A 20,658-nucleotide genomic window follows, 5' to 3' on the forward strand; every position below is an offset into this window, starting at 1 on the left:
AAGCGCGACGTGAACACTGCACAGCCCCAGCCGGTCGAGGTACTCCTGGTCGAGGACGACGCGGGCGACGAACTGATGACCCGCGAGGCCTTCGAGGACAACCGGATCGGCAACACCCTGCACGTCGTACGCGACGGCCTGGAGGCCCTGGACTTCCTCTACCGCCGCGAGCCCTACACCGACGCCCCCCGCCCGGACCTGGTCCTGCTGGACCTCAACCTCCCCAAGTACGACGGCCGGCAGGTGCTGGAGCAGATCAAGTCCGACCCCGAGCTCAAGCACATCCCGGTCGTCGTCCTCACCACCTCCGCGGCCGAGGAGGACATCCTGCGGAGCTACAAACTCCACGCCAACGCCTATGTGACGAAACCGGTCGACCTCGACCAGTTCATCCTGGCCATCCGCCAGATCGACGACTTCTTCGTCACGGTGGTCAAACTGCCCCGCACCTGACGCCCCTGCGGTTTTTTCCACGAGCCCCGAGACCGATCAAAAAGGCAGAATCACGTTGACAGACTTTCTTGCCGTGGAGCGCGCTCTGCGCGGGGCGGCACCGCACGCGCTGCTCGACACGGTGCGCTCCGCCCTCGTCGAGCACTACGCGGCCGCGCACGTCGAACTGCTCATGGCCGACTACGGCCTCTCGGCCCTCCAGCCGGTCGTCGCCCCGAACGAGGACGTCACGTCACTGCCCGTCAACGACAGCCCCCAGGGCCGGGCGTTCGGCAGTCAGGAGCCGTACGGGCGTTCCGCCGCTCCCGGAGAGGCCGTGGACCTGCACCTGCCGGTGACCGTGCGCGGCGACCGGCTGGGCATCCTCAGCGTGCGCCTGCCCGAGCACAGATGCACGCCCCGGACCGTCGACGAACTCGGCGACCTCGCCGAACTCCTCGGCCACGAGATCCTGGTCGCCGACCGCGACACCGACCTCTACCTCCAGGCACGCCGGGTGGGACGCCTCACGCTCGCCGCCGAGATGCAGTGGCAGCTGCTGCCCGGCCGGGCCTGCGCCCGCCAGGAGTACGCGATCGGCGCCCAGCTGGAGCCGGCCTACTCCATCCGCGGCGACAACTTCGACTGGGCCGCGACGGACGACACCCTCACCCTCACCGTCACCAACGGCATGGGCGAGGGAATCCAGGCGTCGCTGCTGACCAACCTCGCGATCAACGCGCTGCGCAACGCGCGTCGCGCCGGAATCGGTATCGCCGACCAGGCGGCCCTGGCCGACCAGGCGCTCTACGCGCAGTACCGGGGCGCGGAGTACGTGTCGACCCTGCTGCTCGCCTTCGACATCCCCACCGGCCAGGTGCAGGTGGTGGACGCCGGATCCCCGCAGCTCTGGCGGCAGCGCGGCAGGACGGTGGAGCACATCTCCTTCGAGGCGCAGTTCCCGCTGGGCATGTTCGACGAGACGCCCTATGTCACCCAGGATTTCTCGGTGCTCCCCGGCGACCGGCTCGTCTTCGTCAGCGACGGCGTCTACGCGGCCGCCACCCGCGGCGGCGAGGCCTACGGCGAACGGGCGCTCGCGCGCTCCATCCAGGCGGCCGGCCTGCTGCCGGCCGCCACCGTGCCGAGGGCCGTCCTGCGGGAACTGCGGACCTTCCGCGACATCGACGTGGACGCCGAGGACGACGCGCTGGTCGTCTGTCTGGACTGGACCGGACGGCCCGGCACCGGCCAGGAGCACGTCAGGCGGTGAGCCGCACCGCGGTGCCGGAGGACCCGTCCGGCACCGGCTGCTCCATCCGCTCCACCAGAAGATCGTCCAGCCGGCGCTCGGCGGCGCGCAGCGCGTCCCGCACCGTGCGGGTCCCGGTGGACACGCACAGCGTGTAGCTGACGTCCTCCAGGCGGCGACGGCACTCCGGCGAGCCGTTCCGTGCCCGCAGGACCTCAAGGGCCCGGTACTCCTCCACGAGCTTGCGCAGCACCACGGGATGCGCCATCAACACCGTACGTACCTCCACCGTCGAAAGACCGTCCGTTCTCGTCAGGGTGTGCCGTGCCGCGCGGGTCGCGCGGCGCCGCGCGGGCCTACTCCGTGGTGAGCAGCCCGGCGCGCAGCTTGGCGAGGGTCCGGGACAGGATGCGCGACACGTGCATCTGCGAGACACCCAGCTCGGCCCCGATCTGGGACTGCGTCATCTCGCAGCCGAAGCGCAGCTCGACGATGCGGCGCTCCCGCTCGTCCAGCTTGCTCAGCAGCGGCGCCAGCGCGTGGAAGTTCTCGACGGCCTCCAGGGCCGGGTCCGGCGCGCCCAGCACATCGGCGAAGGTCCGGCCCTTGGGGTTGGCCTGGCCGTCCTCACCGGAGTCGGCGGGCAGGTCCAGGGAGCCCGCGGTGTAGCCGTTGGTGGCGACGATGCCCTCGGTGACCTCTTCCTCGGTCAGGTTCAGGTGGGCCGCCAGCTCCTTGACCGTGGGGTTGCGGTCCAGCTGGGAGGCCAGTTCCTCCTTGGCCTTGGCCAGTTCGACGCGCAGCTCCTGGAGCCGGCGGGGGACATGAACGGCCCAGCTGGTGTCACGGAAGAAGCGCTTGATCTCGCCCACGATGTAGGGGACGGCGAAGGAGGTGAACTCCACCTCGCGCGACAGGTCGAAGCGGTCGATCGCCTTGATGAGGCCGATCGTGCCGACCTGGATGATGTCCTCCATCTCGCCGCTGCCCCGGTTGCGGAAGCGGCTCGCGGCGAAGCGCACGAGGGAGAGGTTCATCTCGATCAGGGCGTTGCGCGCGTACTGGTATTCGTGCGTGCCCTCTTCGAGGACCTGGAGCCGGTCGAAGAACAGCCGCGAGACGCTGCGTGCGTCCTTGGGTGCCAGCTTGGCGGGGGCCTCGATCCAGGGAAGTTCACCCACTGTCTCCGGTGCCTGCGTGACGGAGACGGATACCGCTTCCGCCCGCACCGTGTCAGTGGTCTGCGTGAACGTCGCTGCCATGACGGACCCTCCCTGGTAGTCATCCCCTGTACGTTGCCCCGCCTTTCCCCGATCCCGGGTTTTATGCGGACGGCTTAGGTCACGAAGTCATAACGTCGTGATTCAGGGGTTCCTCCGGGGTTCGCAGACTTCGGCGACCGGCTTCTTTTGGCCGCGCCGTGGCCGGGTATGCGTAGATCGTTACTGACCACCGAGGACACCTGCTACGGGGTGAAGCCATGTACCACCCGGACGTGATCGACGAACACACCGACGGCGACGGCCACGGCGGCGGTGACCGCCTCCCCGAGAGCACCTGTCGCCCCGGCCGGTCGTTCGAGGCACGGGAGGCGGCCGCGCGCTTTCTCGCCAGGCTCCGTCCCGCGCCCTCCGCGGAGGCCGGCCAGAACCTGCTGCTCGTGGTGTCGGAACTCGTGACCAACGCCATCCGGCACGCCGGCGGCGCCACCGTCCTACGGCTGAGCGCCGACTCCCACAGCCTGCGCGTGACGGTCGAGGACCCCAGCCCCGCTCTGCCCCGGCAGCGCACCCCCGACCTGACCGGCCGCACCGGCGGCTTCGGCTGGCCCATGGTCCAGCACCTGACCCGATCGGTGAGCGTGCACCCCGGGCCGTACGGCGGCAAGGCCGTCCAGGCCGTGCTGGCACGCTGAGAGCCGGCGCCCCGAGCCGCCGGCGCTCACCGCTCCCGCAGCCACTGCCCCGCCGCTCGGGGCGAGTCGAACCGTACGACGCTCAGCGGCGCGAACCGCGGATCGTGAACGCGCCGCCCGATCTCCGCCCGCCGGGCGCCGTGCTGCGACCAGGCCCACCACGCGGGATGCTCCCGGCTGAACCAGCCGGACAGGGTCTCCACGTTCCCGCCGAAGATCCGCTCCCGCAGTACCGTCCTGCGCAGCGACCTGCGCAGGATCCGCGGCATGACCACGGTTCTCGGGTAGTCCAGCCACACCACGGTGTCGGCCCGCGTCCACAGCAGATCCCGGACTTCCGGATACCCGAACGAGTCGAACACCCATCCCGGCCCGTCCGCGATCCCGGCCACCCGCTCCCGGAACCCCGGCTCCGACGCCCACCCCGGCCCGGTGAATTTCAGCGCGTCCATCTCATGGAACGGCAGCCCGAGCCGTCCGGCGAGCGACCGCCCCAGGGTGGTCTTCCCCGCCCCGCTGATACCGGCCACGAGAACGCGTTTCACCCGCGCACCCTACGGGACGGCCCTCAGCGTCCCCCGGACGCCCGCAGTTCGAGCACCCGCACCCCGTACACCGGAAGCGGTACGGAGTCCGCGGGCTCGCCGTCGAGTCCGTACAGCGCGCCGCCGCCGGCCACCACGGGCACCACGGTGAGCTCCTCGCGGGCCTGGCTGACCAGCCAGACGAAGGTGCGCCCGTCCTCGTGCTCCAGGTGGTCCACGGCCACCCGCGGGTCCGCCACCGTGACCGGCCTGCGCACCCCGGCGAACGCGCCCAGCGCGTCGTACAGCGTGGCCGTGTCCTCCGGGTTGACCCGGGGGGTGACCGCGGCCATGTGCTCCACCGGGTAGGTGCACAGCACCGTGCGGCCTTCGCCGACGCGGCGCAGCAGCAGCGCGGGGCGGCCGCGGCCGTCGACCGCGAGCACCTCGGCGTCGGTCGGCACCACCGGAAGGAAGGCCCGGCTGCTCTCCGTGCCGGCGGTCCGGAACGACAGCCGGGCGCCCTCGGGCAGGTTGCCGAACGGACGGGTGAAGGTGAAGGTCACCTCGTCGTCCTCGATCGGGTTGACCAGCCCGTACTCCAGCTGGTGCTCCACGCCGAACATCTCGTCGAGGTGGGCGTACCAGGGGCCGCGCTGCTCGTCGTGGTAACCGGGGCAGTAGGAGACGTACACCGTGGCGCCGGCCCGGGCCCGGTCCTCCAGCTCGTACCAGGTGGGGGACAGCAGCTGCTTGGTGGAGGGCACCAGGTACAGCAGGGCCTCGCCGGGCAGCCCGTCGCTCTCCCGGGTGACGGCGGGCGCGAGGCCCGCGAGCCGCCCGGCGACCCATGACTGGCGTGCCGTGCGGTAGATGTGGTCGGCGTCCTCGGGACGGGTGAAGGGGTAGGCGGTGTCGAGGTAGGAGGAGACGACCAGCGCGGTGTCGGTGGCGGACCGCCGGGTGCCGCCGAAACCGATCCGCTCCAGCAGGGCCGAGAACTCCTTCAGTTCGCGCAGTTGCGGCTTGGCCCGGCCGTCGGAGTCGGTGAGACCGAAGTGCATCTCGAAGGCGTGGTGCGAGTACGGGGGCTGGTGGCGCAGGTTGTCGTAGTCGGTGTTGTTCCAGGCGATCCAGCCGGTGGCGCCGGCCAGCAGACTGTTGTGCAGGACCTGCCGGTAGTAGTGGGCGGCGTTGGCGCCGGAGACGAAGTCGGAGCTGACGCCGAACTCCTCCAGGACGACCGGCCGTCCGAAGGTGCCGGTGAGCTCGCAGACCCAGGCGGCGGCGTGGTGCTGGCGGACCGGGTCGTCCTCCATGCGGTAGACGTGCGGGCCGAGGAAGTCGCAGATCTCGGCGGTGTCGCGGACCGAGAAGCCGTTGTCGTGACCGGTGTTCTCACGGCCCCAGGCGCCCTCGCCGAGCGACAGCGGCTGGGTGCCGCCCGCCGCCCGTACGGCGTCGGCGATGATCTGCGCCCAGGAGGAGACGGCCTCGCGGTCCTGGGTCCGGTCGCCGTAGATGGGCATCTCGTTGGAGACCAGCCAGCCCGCGACCGCCGGGTGGTCCTTGAAGCGGCGCACCATCTGGCCGGCGAACCAGGCCTGACGGGCCACCATCCAGACGTCGGAGTACAGGTCGCGGCCGCCGCGCCAGGACGGATCCCAGTTCTCGCCGGACATGTGGCCGACGATGAAGGTCGGGATGGTGGTCATGCCCTGGGCGTGGTGCCGGTCGAGGAAGTCGGCGAACAGGGCGCACTTCTCCTCGTCCACGGTGTACGGGGTGGGCATGAAGTCCGGCCAGTAGTAGAAGGACCGGGTGCAGTTCAGCCCGTGGTCGCTCAGCGCGCGCAGTTCCTCCTCGACCACTTTCGGGTCGTAGGAGCGCCACATCAGCGGGCCTCCGGTGCGCGACCAGTAGTTGGCGCCGAGCCAGGTGACCGGGGTTCCGGCGGAGGTCAGCCGGACGGAGGTGCGCTGCATGGGCGGGGTCCCTCTTCTGGAGTGGCGGCGGGTGCGCGGCCGGGCGCGGGGGCGGCGGACACGGGAGGAACACACCGTGCGCCGGGGGCTCCCGGACGGCGGGGACGATGGAACCACTGCACCGGTTTAGTGTCAACCCGTCACGGCGCGCTTAACCGGTTTCGTAAACCCGTTTATCCGGTGCCCCGATGAGGAATCCCTGGTCATCGCCGAGATGCCTTGCCTTACAGGGCCCTGATGCCCCGTCGGCCGCGAGCTCCGGCCGGCCATGGGGCCACAAAACCGGTTCAGCTGAAAACGTCACCTCGACCGGCAGACTTCCAAAGATCGATTGAGATATTTGTTTTCGGACTGTTGACACGGCATTACGCGCACTCTAATTATTGGCCCACACCGACGGCGGTGACCGCCGATCGGCCGCACGGTCCGCCGCACCGCCCCGGCACCATCCCGGCGTCAGCACAGCGCCGGCACAGCGCCACCGCCGCACCACCGCCGCACCACCCGGCTTCGGTCCGCAGGGCCCCTCAGGCCTGCGCCGACATCGTTGTCACACCTCATCCGCCCACCGATCAGGGGATCAGATGAACGTCACGAGACCGGCCCGGCGACGCCTCCTCGCCCTCGGCGCGGTACTGGCCCTGGCTGCCTCCACCGCCACCGCGTGTGGCGGAGGTTCGTCCTCCGACGCGGCCGCCACCGGCATGGTCACCGTCACGGGCAGCACCGGGAACTTCACCCGGAACTTCAACCCGTTCTCGCCGAACGCCCAACCGGGCACGCACGGCATGGTCTACGAGCCGCTGTTCCTGTTCAACGCGGTCAAGACCGGCGACATCCAGCCCTGGCTCGGCAAGTCGTACACCTGGGCGGACAGCGGCAGGACGCTGCACATCAAGATCCGGACGGACGCGACCTGGAACGACGGGAAACCCTTCACCAACAAGGACGTCGCCTACACCTACCGGCTGTCGCTCGAGAACAAGGACTTCAACAGCTACGCCCTCCCCCTGACCTCGGTCACCACCGACGGTCCGGACGGCGTCACCCTGAAGTTCTCCCGGTCGGCCTACACCAAGGAGTACTTCATCCTCGGCAAGGCCGACCAGCTGCCGGAGCACGTCTGGTCGAAGATCCCCGACAGCAAGAAGAAGACGGCCCTCAACAGCACCCCGGTGGGGACCGGCGCCTGGACCGTCAAGTCGGTCGCCGCCTCCTCGATGGACCTGCGGGCGCGCAAGGACTACTACATCGAGGGCAAGCCCAGCATCAAGACGCTGCGCTTCCTGTCCTTCAGCGGCAACAACAGCTCCAACGCCGCCATCTCCTCCGGCAAGGTGGACTGGGCCGGCGCCTTCATTCCCAGTGTCGACAAGAACTACCTGGCCAAGGACAAGAAGTTCGAGCTGGTCAACATCCCGCTCGCCGTCACCTTCTTCGTGCCCAACATCAACAAGGGCCCCACCGCCGACGTGAACGTACGCAAGGCCGTCAGCGCCGCGCTCGACCGCGACTTCATGAGCAGGACCGTCTACAGCGGCCAGGCGGGCCCGACCAACCCGATGGCGCTCCTGTCGCCGAACTACCGGTCGGTCCTCGACCCGTCGCTGAGGAACGCCACCTTCGGGACCGGCCAGGCGAAGGTGGACGCGTACCTCAAGGCGTCCGGCTACACCAAGGGATCCGGTGGCATCTACGCCAAGGACGGCAAGAAGCTGTCCATCACGCTGGAGACGGTGGCCGGCTGGACGGACTACATCAGCATCGCCCAGATGGCCAAGCAGCAGCTGGCCAAGGCGGGCATCGAACTGACCGTACGGGCCGAGGCGTACGCGCAGTGGGTGGCCAACCAGTCCTCCGGCAAGTTCGACATGCTGCTCAGCAACTACGGCTACACGCCGGTGCCCTACGCCTACTACGACCAGCTGCTCGACAGCCGGATCGCCCCGAAGGACGGGCAGAGCGAGACCATCGGCAACTACGGCGGCTACTCCAGCCCCGAAGTGGACGCCGCCCTCGACGCCATCGCCTCGACCACGGACCTCGCCGAGCAGAAACCGTACTTCTACAAGATCCAGCAGGCGTTCATCAGGGACATGCCGCTCATCCCGCTGTTCAACGCGCAGAACGAGCAGGAGTTCAACGGCAACCACGTCACCGGATACCCCACCAAGGACAACCCCTACGCCGGCTCCGCCATATGGCTGTCCCCGGACAACGGCTGGGTCGCCGCCCGGCTCCGGCCGGTGACCGGCTCGAAGAAGTAACGCGGCGCCTGACACCCGCCCCTCGCCGCCTCCCCAGGCGGGGGGACGGGGCACGCGCCGGTCCCCGGCCGACCCGGCAAGGAGTACTCCGGCATGCGGTACCTACTGAGAAAACTCGGGTTCTACGCGATCGCCGCCTGGGTGGCGGTCACCCTCAACTTCGCGCTGCCCCGGCTGATCCCCGGCGACCCGGTGCAGCTGATCATGGCGCGCCAGAGCCAGCAGGGCCCGGTGCCGCCGGGCGAGAAGGCGGCGCTGGCGAAGATGCTGGGGCTCGGCCACGGCAACATCGCCGTCCAGTACTGGGACTACCTGGTGGCGATGGGCCGGCTGAGGTTCGGCCTGTCCGTCACCTTCTTCCCCACCCCGGTGGCGTCGGTGCTGCGCTCCTGCGTGCTGTGGACCCTGCTGCTGGTCGGCGTGTCCACCCTGATCAGCGTCGTGATCGGCATCACCATGGGCACGGTCGCCGGCTGGAAGCGCGGCACCTGGCTGGACTCGCTGGTGCCGTCCACCACCTTCCTGGCGGCCATCCCGTACTTCTGGCTGGCACTCCTGCTGCTGTACGTGCTGACGCAGGTGTGGCCGGTCTTCCCGCAGAACGGCGGCTACGAACCCGGTCTCACCATCGGTCTGAACGGGGCGTTCATCCACTCCGCGGTGCAGCACGCGATGCTGCCCGCGCTCACCATCGTCGCGAGCTCGGTGGGCGGCTGGCTGCTCGGGATGCGGAACATGATGGTCTCCACGCTGTCCGAGGACTACGTGTCCGCGGCCGAGGCCAAGGGACTGCGGTCCCGTACGGTCATGATCGGCTACGCGGCCCGCAACGCGGTGCTCCCGTCGGTGGCCGGATTCGCCATCTCCCTCGGGTTCGTGGTCAGCGGCTCGCTGGTCATGGAGATGGTCTTCTCCTACCCGGGCATCGGCTACACCCTGTTCCAGGCGGTCAGCAACAACGACTACCCGCTGATGCAGGCCGTCTTCCTTGTCATCACCTTCGCCGTGCTGTCGGCCAACTTCCTGGTCGACATGGTGTACGGCTTCGTCGACCCCCGTACGAGGCAGGCCCGATGACCACCGCCGACATCACCTCGACCCTCCCGCCCGGCACCGCCCCGCGGCCCTCCGGCGGCACGGACCGGTCCCGGACACGCGACGCGTGGCGGACCGTACGCCGCTCCCGCCGGCTCACCGCCGGCTTCGCGATCATCGCGGTGTTCGTCCTGGTGGCGGTCTTCGGCCCGTACCTCACCGGCGACCCGGACACCTTCAGCCAGGACCTGTCCCAGGGACCGTCCGGCGCCCACCTGCTGGGCACCACCCAGACCGGGCAGGACGTCCTCGCCCAGCTCGTCGCCAGTACCCGGGGTTCGCTGCTGGTCGGCGCGGGAGCCGCGCTGCTGGCTACGGCCGTGTCGATCGTGATCGGTATCGGCGGCGGCTTCCTCGGCGGCTGGGCCGACGAGGCGCTGTCGCTGCTCAGCAACGTGTTCCTGGTGATCCCCGCCCTTCCGCTGGTGATCGTGATCGCCTCGTACGTCAGGGGCAGCAGCCAGTTCGCGACGATCGGCGTCATCGCGCTGACCAGCTGGGCCGCCTCCGCGCGGGTGCTGCGGGCCCAGACACTGAGCCTGCGCAGCCGGGACTACGTCCTGGCCGCCCGGCTGTACGGGGAGCGGCGCTGGCGGATCGTGCTGGTGGAGATCCTGCCGAACGAAGTGGCCATCATCGTCTCGCAGTTCATCTTCGCGGTGATCTTCGCGATCCTCACGCAGGCGGGCCTGGCCTTCCTGGGCCTCGACGACCCGTCGGCCATGACCTGGGGCAACATGCTGTACTTCGCGCAGAACGCCGAGGCGCTGGCCGGCGGTTCCTGGTGGTGGTTCGTCCCGCCGGGCCTGTGCATCGCGGTGCTGGGCGCCGCCCTGTCGCTGATCAGCTTCGGCCTCGACGAGGTCCTCGACCCCCGGCTGCGCGTGCACCGCCCGCGCGGCGCGAGGAAAGGCAGGACCGCCCGATGATCGACACCGCCGCCGGCCCGGCCGCCGATCCCCCGGGCTCCACCGCCCAGGACATCGTGCTGCGCGCCGAGAACGTCCGGGTGGAGTACGACGGTGAGCGCCCCACGCGCGCCGTCCGCGGAGTCAGCTTCGAACTGCGGCGCGGCGAGGTGCTGGGCATCGCGGGGGAGAGCGGCTGCGGCAAGTCGACCCTGGCGTACGCCGTGACCCGGATGCTGAAGCCTCCGGCGCGGCTGACGGGCGGCAGCGTCGTCTTCCGGGACCGCGCGGGCCACGAGACCGATCTGCTGGCCCTGGAGGGCGAGGAACTGCGCACCTTCCGCTGGAACCGGTTGTCGATGGTGTTCCAGAGCGCCATGAACGCGCTCAACCCCGTCACCACCGTGGGCAGGCAGTTCGACGACATCTACCGCGCGCACCGGCCGGACATGACGAGGGCCGGACGCGCCGAACGGACGCGGGCCCTGCTGGAGATGGTCGGCATCGACGCGGCCCGGGCCAGGGGCTACCCGCACGAACTGTCCGGCGGCATGCGGCAGCGCGTGGTGATCGCCATGGCACTCGCCCTGGAGCCCGACGTCGTCATCATGGACGAGCCCACCACCGCGCTGGACGTCGTGGTGCAGCGGGAGATCCTCGACGAGATCGAGCGGCTGCGCGAGGAGCTCGGCTTCAGCGTCGTCTTCATCACCCACGACCTGGGCCTGCTGCAGGAGATCAGCGACCGCCTCGCGGTGATGTACGCGGGCGAGATCGTCGAGTACGCCCGGGCCGAACGGCTGACCGAAGCCGCCCACCCCTACACCCAGGGACTCCTGCGCTCCTTCCCCGACCTCGCCGGCGAGCGCCGGGAACTGCGCGGCATCCCCGGGTCACCGCCGGACCTGCGGGGCGAGCCGGCCGGGTGCGCCTTCGCCGACCGCTGCGAGTACGCCTTCGAGCCCTGCCGCACGCTCACCCCGCGGCTGCTCGGCCTCGGGCACCAGGCCGATCCCTGGCGGGCCGCCTGCCACCTGAACGATCCCGCCCACCGCACCGAAGGACGGCCGCAGTCATGAGCGCGCTCGAAGTCCGCGACCTGGTCGTCGAGTACGCCCAGTCGCACGGCAGGCCCTACCGGGCCGTGGAGAGTCTGTCCTTCTCCCTGGAGGCGGGCCGGACCCTGGCCCTGGTCGGCGAGAGCGGCAGCGGCAAGTCCACCGTGCTCAAGGCGCTGTCCCGGCTGGTCACCCCCGCCTCGGGCAGCATCGCGCTCGGCGGCCGGGAGAAGGTCCGGGCCAGGGAGTACCGGCGCGCGGTCCAGATGGTCTTCCAGGACCCCTTCGCCTCGCTCAACCCGGCCCACACCGTCGACCACCACCTGCGCCGCCCGCTGCTCGCCACCGGCCGCGCCACCGGCGGCGCCGCGGCCGACGCCGGGGTCGCCGGACTGCTGCGCCAGGTCAATCTCACCCCGGCCGCCGACGTCGCCCGCAAGCGACCGCACGAACTGTCCGGCGGCCAGCGGCAGCGGGTGGCCATCGCCCGCGCGCTGGCCCCCGACCCGGACGTACTGCTCGCCGACGAACCCGTGTCCATGCTGGACGTGTCGATCCGGCTGGAGATCCTCAACCTGCTCGACGACCTCAAGCGGCAGCGCAACCTGGCACTGCTCTACGTCACCCACGACCTGGCCACCGCCCGGCACTTCTCCTCCGAGATCATGGTGATGTACCGGGGCCAGGTCGTGGAACGCGGCCCCAGCGACGAGGTCATCCTCAACCCCCGCCACCCCTATACCCAGTTGCTGGCCGCCGCCGCGCCGAGGACCGGCGCCACCCGGGAGGAGATCCGCGCCGCCCGCCAGGTGCGCAAGGACTCCCGTGCCCGGCGCGACGCCGAACGGCGGGAAGTGGTGGTCGGGGAGGGGTGCCGGTTCCGTCCGCGCTGCCCGTTCGCCACCGACGACTGCGCCCGCCGGCCGCCCGAGGCACTCGTCGGCGGCGGCCATCGCGTCCTGTGCTGGCTGTACGCTGACGCCGAGGCCGAGGCCGAGACCGACGACGCCGGTGTCGAGCCCGCCCGGCGATCGAGGACGCGACCCGCCACCGGACGGACCCCGTGAGCGAACCCGGTCACCGCCCCGGAGCGGCTGCTCGGACGTACCGGATCAACGGCCGGTCCCAGGAGGGGAGACCCAGGTGAAGCGCCTGACCATGGCGGACATCGCCCGCCGGGCGGGTGTGACCAAGAGCGCGGTGTCCTTCGCCCTCAACGGCAAGCCGGGCGTGTCGGAGGCCACCCGCGGGCGGATCCTGGCCATCGCCGAGGAGCTGGGCTGGCAGCCCAGCAGCGCTGCCAGGGCCCTGTCCGACGGCCGTGCGGGCGCCTACGGACTGGTGGTCGACCGCCCCGCCCGGACGCTGGGCGTCGAGCCGTTCTTCATGCGGCTGATCTCCGGTATCCAGGCCGAACTGTCGGGAAGCGGCATCGCGTTGCTGTTCACCCTCGCCGAGGACTCCGCCGACCAGATCGCGGTGTACCGCGCGTGGTGGGCCAGCCGGCGGGTGGACGGGGTGTTCCTGGTGGACGTGGCCGTCGGCGATCCCCGGATCGCCGCGCTGGAGGAACTCGGACTGCCCGCCGTGGTGCTCGGCAACCCCGCCGGTGCCGGAAGCCTGCCGACGGTGTTCAGCGACGAGGCCGAGGGCGTCCGTACGGCGCTGGCACACCTGGCCGCGCTCGGACACCGCACGGTCGCCCGGGTGGCCGGGCCGAGCGCCCTGCTGCACACGCGGATACGCGCCGAGGCCTTCGACACCGTCACCGCGGAGTTCGGTATGCGCGGCCTCATCGTGGAGGCCGACTACACGGGCGAGCAGAGTGCCGCCGCCACCCGCGCCCTGCTGGAGAGCGAGGACCGGCCGACGGCCATCCTCTACGACAACGACGTGATGGCGGTCTCCGGGCTGAGCGCCGCCCGCCGGATGGGCGTCCGGGTGCCCGACGACGTCTCCATGGCGGCCTGGGACGACTCCGCGCTGTGCGAGCTGATCGAGCCCGGACTCACCGCGCTCCGGCACGACATCGCCGACTACGGCGCGCAGGCCGCCCACCAGTTGCGGGAGTTGGTGGCCGGCAACGAGATCGGCCATCTCCAGGTCGCCGGGCTGAAGCTGGTCGAGCGGGGCAGCACCGGCCCCGCCGCCCGGGGCCCCGCCCGACCCACGGGCTACCAGAGCAGGGGAAGGGTGGCGAGGTAGTCGTCGAGCAGGCCGGAGATGATCCGGTGGTCGTTGAGCGAGGGGTGCCAGTCGCAGCCGAGGCGGTCCAGGCCCGGATCGTCGTAGTACCAGTAGCGGACCCGGTCGTCGCCCCGCCGGTCGCGCTCCTGGACGACGCGTCGCGCGGTTCGGGCGAACGCGGTGGTGTTGGACAGGTAGGTGGCGCTGACCACGATGAACGTCCCGGGCCCGTACCGGGCGCGCAGCTTGTCGAGGAAGGCGTGGTAGGCGGTCTCGTAGGCGGCGGCCAGCTCGTCCTGCGTGGTCCAGCGCTCGCCCGGGTTGAGGGGGGTCGAGAAGTCGTTGATACCCAGGCCGATCACGACGACCCGGGGCCGCCAGGTGCGCGGCTTGCGCCAGACGTCGCCGTCGACGTTCAGCAGGGCCCGGTCGTAGTAGGTGCGGAAGTCGGTACCGGGGCTGCCGCCGTTGTAGTTGCGGACCATGCCCAGGCCGGAGTAGGCGTTGAGCTGGTAGTCGGCGTCGAGGCGTCGGGCGGTGAGGGCGCCGAAGGCGAGGTCGGCGTTGCTGTTCCGGCTGACTCCTCCGTTGGCCGAACAGTCACGCGTGCCGGAGGCGTTGCCGTAACCGGCGGTGAAGGAGTCGCCGATGAACTCCAGCTGCCTGCTCCGCGCCCGGGGGCCGGCGAGGACCGCGCCTCCGGGCGCCGCGACGAACCCGCCGAACCGGCCAGCGGCCCATGGGCTCTCCGTGCGTTTGACGAGCCGCACGCTGTGCCCGGTGTCGGGGAGGCTGTCGACCCAGTAGGTGGTCCGGCCCGGGGTCACCAGTGTGGCGGCGGTCGTTCCGTCGATCTGGAGGTCGTAGTCGTTGTCGGAGTCGTCGAGCACGATGCCGACACCGGTACCGCGGAACCGGCCTTCGAAGTAGACGCCGGGCCAGCTGTACCGCACGGACCCGGTGGCGGTCCGCCTGACCCGGCCCGCGGTGTGGAACCGGGCCCACGCGCCGGATGCCTGCGAAGGGGAGGCGACGGCGGTGACGACGCCCGCGGCGGCGGCCGTGACCAGTGTCCTTCGGGAGAAACGACGACGCGTCCGCATACGGCCATCCTTCGGTGGGGGGTGGTGGGAGCGCTCCCACCTCTATTGAAGGTGGCCGCCGCACACGTCTTCGTCAACCCCTCGCGAAGGGCCGGGACCGGCCGGACCGGCGCCGGCCGTGGTGTGTTCGCGCAGCGCGGCCCGGGTGAGGGTACTCGCGGTGTGCACGGCGCTGGAGATGGCGTCTTCGGGGTCCAGCCCGCACAGGTCGGTCAGGGTGAAGAGGGCTTCGGCGCTGACGACGACGGCGAGGTCGTTCTTCAGCTGGGCCAGGGCGGCGGCGCCGAGGGTGCCGGCCAGGGGGGCGAGCGCGTGGTCGATCAGGCCGAAGCGCAGCGCGGGGCGTGCGTTGGTGGCCGCCGGCCGGGTGATGGTGGCGGCGATCATGGCGCGGGTCGCGCCCTGGTAGGTCAGGACCAGGCGCAGCAGATGCTCGGTCGCGGCGGCGACGCGTTCGACCGGGTCGCGCGAGTCGGCGACCGCTTCGAGTGCCTGCTCCGGGGTGGGCCACTGCCCGCTCATGGCCTCCTGCAGCAGGCTGGCCAGGTCGGGGAAGTAGCGGTAGGCCGTGGCCTCGGACACCAGGGCGGCCTTGGCGACCTCGGGCATGGTCACCTCGCGGCCGGTGCGCATCAGATCGACCGCGGCCTGCAGGATCGCGGTCCGGGTGCGGAGTTTCTGGTTGCTGCGGCCGGTCGTGCTCTGCGGTGCCATCGGTTCGCCCTTCCCCTTGCTGTGTGAGGCGCTGTACGAGGCCACAATAGCGACCTGACTCCTACGATGAGAGACTACTTGCACGTTTTCGGGCAAGTGCCCCTGCGGTCAGGCCGGTTCACTCCCGCGCTCCGACCGGCGTGACCGGTCGTGACGCGCGACGCGCGACGCGTGACGCGCGACGCGCGATGTGCGATGCGCGGTGCCGGCCGGAGCTCTCCTCGCGGAAGAGCGCGAGGCAACCCCCTTCGTGAGAGTGGGCTTGCATGAACGAGCGCGGGCCGTCTATGCTCACAATAGTTGACTCTCGCAAAGAGAGTTGACCGCAAGCGGTGTGGGGCCCAGCACCCCGACATGCGCTCGCAGCACCACCACCGGTATCAACGACAAGGAAATCCGCCCCATGACTGTCTCCGCCCCCACCAGCACCACCCGCACCGTCAACGTCCGCGGTGGCCTGACCATCACGGTCCAGGAGTACGGTGACGCCGCCGCCGGCCACGGCACCGGTGTGCTGGTGCTGCACGGCGGCGCCGGGCCGCGCTCGGTCGCCGGATTCGCCGCCGCGCTCTCCCAGCACGCCTATGTGATCGTCCCGACCCACCCCGGCTTCGACGGCACACCCCGGCCCGACTCGACCGACTCCGTCGCCGACCTGGCCGTGGCCTACCTGGACCTGATCGACGAACTCAACCTGGACGCGGTCATGGTGGCCGGCAACTCGGTCGGCGGCTGGATCGCGGCCGAGATGGGGCTGCGCGACAACCGCGGCCGGATCAGCGCGCTGGTCCTGCTCGGCGCGACGGGCATCACGCCCGAGCCCCCGCTGGAGATCGCCAACCCCGCGACCCTCGGACCGGTCAGGACCGGCGAACTGGCCTTCCACAAGCCGGAACTGCGCCTCGACCCGGCGTCGTTGAGCGAGCAGCAGAAGGCCGCGATGGCCGCCAACCAGCGCACCCTGGCGGTCTACGCGGGCGACCCGTTCTGCCACGACCCGAAGCTGCGCGGCCGTCTGCACCGGGTCACCGTTCCGGTGCTGGTGCTCGCCGGTGAGCAGGACGGGATCGTCTCGCCGGCGTACGGACGCGCCCTGGCCGACGCCTTTCCCCGCGCCACCTTCCGGTCCGTCCCGGAGGCCGGGCACTTCCCGCAGATCGAGCAGCCGGCAGTGGTCCTCGGGGCCATCGGCGACTTCGTCGACACCGAGGTCAAGCCCGAAGGCTGACCGCGGCCGGCCGCCGCGCCCCGCTGAGCACCGCCTCCCCGGGGCGCGGACAACACGCCTCCGGGGGACGGATCATGACGGCGCCGGACCCCGCTGCCCGGCGCGGGGTCCTCGTACCGGCCGTCTGCTGCCCGAGCCCGCTGCTCTCCGTGCTCGGCACCACCACCACGGCGAACGTCGCGCTGCCCGCCATGGGGCGTCACCCCGAAGTCCCCGCGCCCTCTCCCACGCCGTGCCGACGCCCGGCTGTCGGCGCGCCCCGGCCTCCGGTCAGCCGGCGGCGAGGAGTTCGAGCGTGTCGATCACGCGGTTCGAGAAACCCCACTCGTTGTCGTACCAGGCGACCACCTTGATGTGGCGGCCGTCGACGCGGGTCAGAGCCGAGTCGAAGATCGACGAGGCCGGATTTCCCGTGATGTCGGACGACACGAGCGGATCGTCCGAGTACTCCAGTACGCCGGCGAGCGGCCCCTCCGCCGCGGCGCGGTACGCCGCCAGCACGTCCTCGCGCGTCACGTCGCGGGCGACGGTCGTGTTGAGTTCGACGATCGATCCCACCGGAACCGGCACGCGGATCGAGTCGCCCGACAGCCTGCCTTCGAGGTTCGGCAGCACGAGGCCGATCGCCTTGGCGGCGCCCGTCGTGGTCGGCACGATGTTGACAGCGGCCGCGCGGGCGCGGCGGGCGTCGCGGTGCGGACCGTCCTGGAGGTTCTGCTCCTGGGTGTAGGCGTGCACCGTCGTCATGAAGCCGTGCTCGATGCCGGCGAGATCATCGAGCACCGCGGCCAGCGGTGCGAGCGCGTTGGTCGTGCACGAGGCGTTCGAGACGATCGTGTGCGCGGCCGGGTCGTACGCGTCGGTGTTGACGCCGAACGCGAGCGTGACATCGGCGCCGTCCGCCGGCGCGCTGATGAGTACCCTTTTCGCGCCCGCGTCGAGGTGGGCGCGGGCGGCCGCGGCCGAGGTGAAGCGGCCGGTCGCCTCCAGCACGATGTCGACGCCGAGCGCGGCCCACGGCAGCCGCGCCGGTTCGCGCTCGGCGAGCACCGCGATGCGGCGGCCGTCGACGACGAGGGCGTCCCCGTCGACCTTCACCGGGCGACCGAGCCGGCCCGCCGTCGTGTCGTAGGCGAGCAGCCGGGCGAGGGTGGCGGGCTCCGTGAGGTCGTTGACGGCGACGACCTCCAGGTCGCTGCCGCGTTCGAGCAAGGCGCGCAGCACATTGCGTCCGATGCGGCCGAATCCGTTGATGGCGATGCGAGTCATGAGTGGTGGTCCCTTCGGGTTCACATCAGGTTCTCGCGCGGCATCAGCGGGTGACAGTGGCGGGATTGCCACGGTCCGAAAGGATCGCGCCACGGTCGCCACATGGTGGCGGTGGACTACTCACCCCGGGCGAAGGTGCGCCGGTACTCGCTCGGCGTGGTGCCGAGGATGCGCTGGAAGTGCAGCCGCAGATTCGCACCGGTGCCCAGACCGACGTCGGTGGCGATCTGCTCGACACTCCGCTGCGAACGCTCCAGCAGCTCGCGGGCCACGTCGATGCGGGCGCGCATGACCCACTGCATCGGTGTGTACCCCGTGTCCTCGGCGAAGCGTCGAGAGAACGTGCGCGGCGACACCGCCGCATGCCGGGCGAGCACTTCGAGGGTGAGGGGCTCACCGAGCCGGTGCAGCGCCCACTCCCGGGTGGCGGCGAACCGCTCGCCGAGCGGCTCGGGCACGCTGCGCGGCACGTACTGCGCCTGACCGCCGCTGCGGTAGGGGGCCGCCACCAGGCGCCGGGCCGCGTGGTTCGACGCGGACACCCCGAGATCGCCGCGCAGGATGTGCAGGCACAGGTCGATGCCCGAGGCGGCGCCCGCCGACGTCAGCACGCTGCCCTCGTCGACGAACAGAACGTTCTCGTCGACCCGGACGAGCGGATGCTTCGCCGCGAGTGCCCGCGTGTAATGCCAGTGCGTCGTGGCGCGCTTGCCGTCGAGCAGGCCCGTGGCAGCGAGCGCGAAGGCGCCCGTCGAGATGGCGGCGAGCCGCGCTCCCCGGTCATGGGCGGCGATCAGCGCGTCACCCACGGCCTGCGGAGGGTCGTCGCGGTCCGGAAACCGGTAGCCGGGGACGAAGACGATGTCAGCCCACTCAAGCGCCCGGAGGCCGTGGGCCACGTAGTACGACAGGCCGTCGCCGCCGGCCACAAGACCGGGCGCCGCGCCGCACACCCGCACTTCGTACGGCATACTCGCGCGGGTCGTGAACACCTGTGCGGGAATACCGACATCCAGAGGCTTCGCACCTTCGAGCACGAGGACCGCGACGTGATGCGGGGGCGGGGGTGGCACGGGGAAGAGGCTACCGGCAGACGGCTGCCGGTATGCCGGCCCGATTTGCCAGGACAACAACAACGCGCACGCCGACTGTGTCCGGAGCAATGGACCTCGTCCAAGAGGTCCGAGGGCCAGGTGCTGGCGGCCGACGTCGATCACGCCGTGATCGCGGTGTCGCTGGCGGCTAGCAGCAGCGGGCGTCGCTTCGGGCCGGACCGCTCGTCAACACCCGTGTGATGAGCCGGTCGTCGCTGGGGCTCGGCCCGGGGCCGGCTGTCGTTAATTCGGTGGCGCCGCGTTCCGGTGCGGGGCTATGGTCCCGTCTACCAGGAGGCGGCGGTGTGCCGCTCCCGGGAGAGTGTCGTCGGTTCGTCGAGGACGCAGGAGGTGAGGATCTGATGACTGTCACGGTGACGGGCGCTGCCCGCATTCAGGAGTTCATCGTTTCCACCTCTGTGGCCTCCGGCTGACACCACACACTTCCGCGCGCCGAGCGCGCGTTGCCGGGGCCACCCTTTGAAGGGTTTCCCCTTGTTCGACACTTCTTCCGCATCAGCTCCTCAGCACGCCCTGGCCCGGTATGGCTGGGACGAGGACCGGGATGCCGAATTCACTCCTTACGCGGACCGTGGCCTGGTGCCCGGCCGTGTCGTGCGGGTCGATCGTGGCCTGTGCGATGTCGTCACCCCGGACGGGACGGTGCGGGCGGACACCGGGCCGGTGACGCCCCGGGATCCGCTTCGGATCGTGTGCACCGGGGACTGGGCGGCGGTCGATCCGGCCGCGGGCGCCGGGCCGGTGGTACGGGCGCTGCTGGAGCGGCGTACGACATTTGTGCGCTCGACCTCGTCCAAGAGGTCCGAGGGCCAGGTGCTGGCGGCCAACGTCGATCACGCCGTGATCGCGGTGTCGCTGGCGGCCGAACTCGACCTGGGACGGCTGGAACGCTTCCTCTCCCTGGCCTGGACGAGCGGGGCGCAGCCGCTGGTCGTGCTCACCAAGGCCGACCTCGTCGAGGAAACCGAGCACCTGCTCGCGGACGCCGAGGGCGCGGCGCCCGGCGTGGCGGTGTTCGTGGTGAGCGCCGAGACGGGGGAGGGGATCGATGTGCTGGCGGCGGTGCTGGCCGGCACGACCTCCGTACTGCTCGGGGTGTCGGGGGCGGGCAAGTCGACGCTCACCAACGCTCTGACCGGCCGTCAGGTCCAGGAGGTGCAGGCGAACCGGGACAGTGACGGCAAGGGCCGGCACACCACGACAACCCGGGATCTGATCCCGCTGCCGGGGGACGGCGGCGGGGTGCTGATCGACACGCCGGGGCTGCGCGGGGTCGGCCTGTGGGAGGCCGAGGCCGGGCTCACCCAGGCCTTCTCGGACATCGAGGGGCTGGCCGCCGACTGCCGTTTCCACGACTGCTCGCACAGCGCCGAGCCGGGCTGCGCGGTGCTGGCCGCCCTGGAGGACGGGGCACTGGCGCACCGCCGGCTCGACAGCTACCGAAAGCTGTTGCGCGAGAACGCCTGGATCGCCTCACGCACGGACCACCGGATGCGGTCGGAGATGCGCCGTGAGTGGAAGATGCGCTCGGCGGCCGGGCGTGAGATGTACGAGCGCAAGCGCGGCGGAGGTCACCGCAAGGCGTACTGAGCAGGGCAGGGCAGGG

General features: G+C 70.9%; 19 protein-coding genes. 11 read left to right on the forward strand and 8 right to left on the reverse strand.

All coding sequences use genetic code 11. The annotated features are described in order from the left end of the window. Positions 1–9: 9 nt before the first annotated feature. Both RWE79_RS30555 and RWE79_RS30560 read left to right on the forward strand, forming a co-directional pair. Positions 10–453, forward strand: coding sequence for a response regulator (locus tag RWE79_RS30555; RefSeq protein WP_475943302.1), 444 nt, complete (start codon positions 10–12; stop codon positions 451–453). Between the two features lie 55 nt (positions 454–508). Next, positions 509–1,705 carry a PP2C family protein-serine/threonine phosphatase gene (locus RWE79_RS30560; protein WP_475943303.1) on the forward strand — a complete coding sequence of 399 codons (1,197 nt, stop codon included), beginning with the start codon at positions 509–511 and terminating at the stop codon, positions 1,703–1,705. On the opposite strand, the gene RWE79_RS30565 is transcribed toward RWE79_RS30560, so the two are convergent. After that, positions 1,695–1,958, reverse strand: coding sequence for a DUF5133 domain-containing protein (locus RWE79_RS30565; RefSeq protein ID WP_475943304.1), 264 nt, complete (start codon positions 1,956–1,958; stop codon positions 1,695–1,697). The two genes, RWE79_RS30560 and RWE79_RS30565, sit on opposite strands and share 11 nt — an antisense overlap. 82 nt (positions 1,959–2,040) lie before the next feature. Further along, complete coding sequence (locus RWE79_RS30570) at positions 2,041–2,946, reverse strand: RNA polymerase sigma factor SigF (protein ID WP_475943305.1); 906 nt, start codon at positions 2,944–2,946, stop codon at positions 2,041–2,043. 218 nt (positions 2,947–3,164) lie between these two features. On the opposite strand from RWE79_RS30570, the gene RWE79_RS30575 reads away from it, so the two are divergent. Beyond that, positions 3,165–3,599: an ATP-binding protein gene (locus RWE79_RS30575; protein WP_475943306.1), complete on the forward strand. Its 435-nt coding sequence runs from the start codon at positions 3,165–3,167 to the stop codon at positions 3,597–3,599. A 26-nt stretch (positions 3,600–3,625) separates the two neighbouring features. Here RWE79_RS30575 and RWE79_RS30580 read toward each other — a convergent pair whose 3' ends face one another. Beyond that, positions 3,626–4,144, reverse strand: coding sequence for an AAA family ATPase (locus tag RWE79_RS30580; RefSeq protein WP_475943307.1), 519 nt, complete (start codon positions 4,142–4,144; stop codon positions 3,626–3,628). 23 nt (positions 4,145–4,167) lie between these two features. Further along, positions 4,168–6,108 carry a glycoside hydrolase 5 family protein gene (locus tag RWE79_RS30585; protein ID WP_475943308.1) on the reverse strand — a complete coding sequence of 647 codons (1,941 nt, stop codon included), beginning with the start codon at positions 6,106–6,108 and terminating at the stop codon, positions 4,168–4,170. 584 nt (positions 6,109–6,692) lie between these two features. On the opposite strand from RWE79_RS30585, the gene RWE79_RS30590 reads away from it, so the two are divergent. From RWE79_RS30590 to RWE79_RS30615, 6 genes are all read left to right on the forward strand, one after another. Continuing rightward, positions 6,693–8,375: an ABC transporter substrate-binding protein gene (locus RWE79_RS30590; protein ID WP_475943309.1), complete on the forward strand. Its 1,683-nt coding sequence runs from the start codon at positions 6,693–6,695 to the stop codon at positions 8,373–8,375. A gap of 93 nt (positions 8,376–8,468) precedes the next feature. Further along, complete coding sequence (locus RWE79_RS30595; RefSeq protein ID WP_475943310.1) at positions 8,469–9,452, forward strand: ABC transporter permease; 984 nt, start codon at positions 8,469–8,471, stop codon at positions 9,450–9,452. Next, complete coding sequence (locus RWE79_RS30600) at positions 9,449–10,399, forward strand: ABC transporter permease (RefSeq protein ID WP_475943311.1); 951 nt, start codon at positions 9,449–9,451, stop codon at positions 10,397–10,399. Before RWE79_RS30595 ends, RWE79_RS30600 begins: the two co-directional genes overlap by 4 nt. Beyond that, a complete protein-coding gene (locus tag RWE79_RS30605; RefSeq protein WP_475943312.1) occupies positions 10,396–11,457 on the forward strand; it encodes an ABC transporter ATP-binding protein in 1,062 nt (353 codons plus the stop codon). The genes RWE79_RS30600 and RWE79_RS30605 overlap by 4 nt, the downstream gene beginning before the upstream one ends. After that, on the forward strand, positions 11,454–12,503 hold the full coding sequence (locus RWE79_RS30610) for an ABC transporter ATP-binding protein (protein WP_475943313.1): 1,050 nt from the start codon (positions 11,454–11,456) through the stop codon (positions 12,501–12,503). Before RWE79_RS30605 ends, RWE79_RS30610 begins: the two co-directional genes overlap by 4 nt. 76 nt (positions 12,504–12,579) lie before the next feature. Then, a complete protein-coding gene (locus tag RWE79_RS30615; protein ID WP_475943314.1) occupies positions 12,580–13,641 on the forward strand; it encodes a LacI family DNA-binding transcriptional regulator in 1,062 nt (353 codons plus the stop codon). Here the strand turns inward: RWE79_RS30615 and RWE79_RS30620 are convergent. Further along, entirely contained in the window at positions 13,611–14,726 is a 1,116-nt protein-coding gene (locus tag RWE79_RS30620) for an SGNH/GDSL hydrolase family protein (protein ID WP_475943315.1), read from the reverse strand. The two genes, RWE79_RS30615 and RWE79_RS30620, sit on opposite strands and share 31 nt — an antisense overlap. Positions 14,727–14,768: 42 nt before the next feature. Next, positions 14,769–15,440: a TetR/AcrR family transcriptional regulator gene (locus RWE79_RS30625; protein WP_475943316.1), complete on the reverse strand. Its 672-nt coding sequence runs from the start codon at positions 15,438–15,440 to the stop codon at positions 14,769–14,771. A 403-nt stretch (positions 15,441–15,843) separates the two neighbouring features. On the opposite strand from RWE79_RS30625, the gene RWE79_RS30630 reads away from it, so the two are divergent. Next, complete coding sequence (locus RWE79_RS30630) at positions 15,844–16,668, forward strand: alpha/beta fold hydrolase (RefSeq protein WP_475943317.1); 825 nt, start codon at positions 15,844–15,846, stop codon at positions 16,666–16,668. Between the two features lie 270 nt (positions 16,669–16,938). Here RWE79_RS30630 and gap read toward each other — a convergent pair whose 3' ends face one another. Further along, on the reverse strand, positions 16,939–17,937 hold the full coding sequence (gap, locus tag RWE79_RS30635) for a type I glyceraldehyde-3-phosphate dehydrogenase (RefSeq protein ID WP_475943318.1): 999 nt from the start codon (positions 17,935–17,937) through the stop codon (positions 16,939–16,941). A 116-nt stretch (positions 17,938–18,053) separates the two neighbouring features. Beyond that, positions 18,054–19,010: a GlxA family transcriptional regulator gene (locus tag RWE79_RS30640; RefSeq protein ID WP_475943319.1), complete on the reverse strand. Its 957-nt coding sequence runs from the start codon at positions 19,008–19,010 to the stop codon at positions 18,054–18,056. A 516-nt stretch (positions 19,011–19,526) separates the two neighbouring features. On the opposite strand from RWE79_RS30640, the gene rsgA reads away from it, so the two are divergent. Then, positions 19,527–20,642: a ribosome small subunit-dependent GTPase A gene (gene rsgA, locus RWE79_RS30645; protein ID WP_475943320.1), complete on the forward strand. Its 1,116-nt coding sequence runs from the start codon at positions 19,527–19,529 to the stop codon at positions 20,640–20,642. Positions 20,643–20,658: the final 16 nt, after the last annotated feature.

It is taken from the genome of Streptomyces sp. RLA131, assembly GCF_056270125.1.

Bases quoted from the DNA above. Each gene is read 5' to 3' on its own strand.
- RWE79_RS30570 (WP_475943305.1), bottom strand. From the start codon at position 2,946: ATGGCAGCGACGTTCACGCAGACCACTGACACGGTGCGGGCGGAAGCG.
- RWE79_RS30575 (WP_475943306.1), top strand. From the start codon at position 3,165: ATGTACCACCCGGACGTGATCGACGAACACACCGACGGCGACGGCCAC.
- RWE79_RS30585 (WP_475943308.1), bottom strand. From the start codon at position 6,108: ATGCAGCGCACCTCCGTCCGGCTGACCTCCGCCGGAACCCCGGTCACC.
- RWE79_RS30590 (WP_475943309.1), top strand. From the start codon at position 6,693: ATGAACGTCACGAGACCGGCCCGGCGACGCCTCCTCGCCCTCGGCGCG.
- RWE79_RS30595 (WP_475943310.1), top strand. From the start codon at position 8,469: ATGCGGTACCTACTGAGAAAACTCGGGTTCTACGCGATCGCCGCCTGG.
- RWE79_RS30600 (WP_475943311.1), top strand. From the start codon at position 9,449: ATGACCACCGCCGACATCACCTCGACCCTCCCGCCCGGCACCGCCCCG.
- RWE79_RS30605 (WP_475943312.1), top strand. From the start codon at position 10,396: ATGATCGACACCGCCGCCGGCCCGGCCGCCGATCCCCCGGGCTCCACC.
- RWE79_RS30610 (WP_475943313.1), top strand. From the start codon at position 11,454: ATGAGCGCGCTCGAAGTCCGCGACCTGGTCGTCGAGTACGCCCAGTCG.
- RWE79_RS30620 (WP_475943315.1), bottom strand. From the start codon at position 14,726: ATGCGGACGCGTCGTCGTTTCTCCCGAAGGACACTGGTCACGGCCGCC.
- RWE79_RS30625 (WP_475943316.1), bottom strand. From the start codon at position 15,440: ATGGCACCGCAGAGCACGACCGGCCGCAGCAACCAGAAACTCCGCACC.
- RWE79_RS30630 (WP_475943317.1), top strand. From the start codon at position 15,844: ATGACTGTCTCCGCCCCCACCAGCACCACCCGCACCGTCAACGTCCGC.
- gap (WP_475943318.1), bottom strand. From the start codon at position 17,937: ATGACTCGCATCGCCATCAACGGATTCGGCCGCATCGGACGCAATGTG.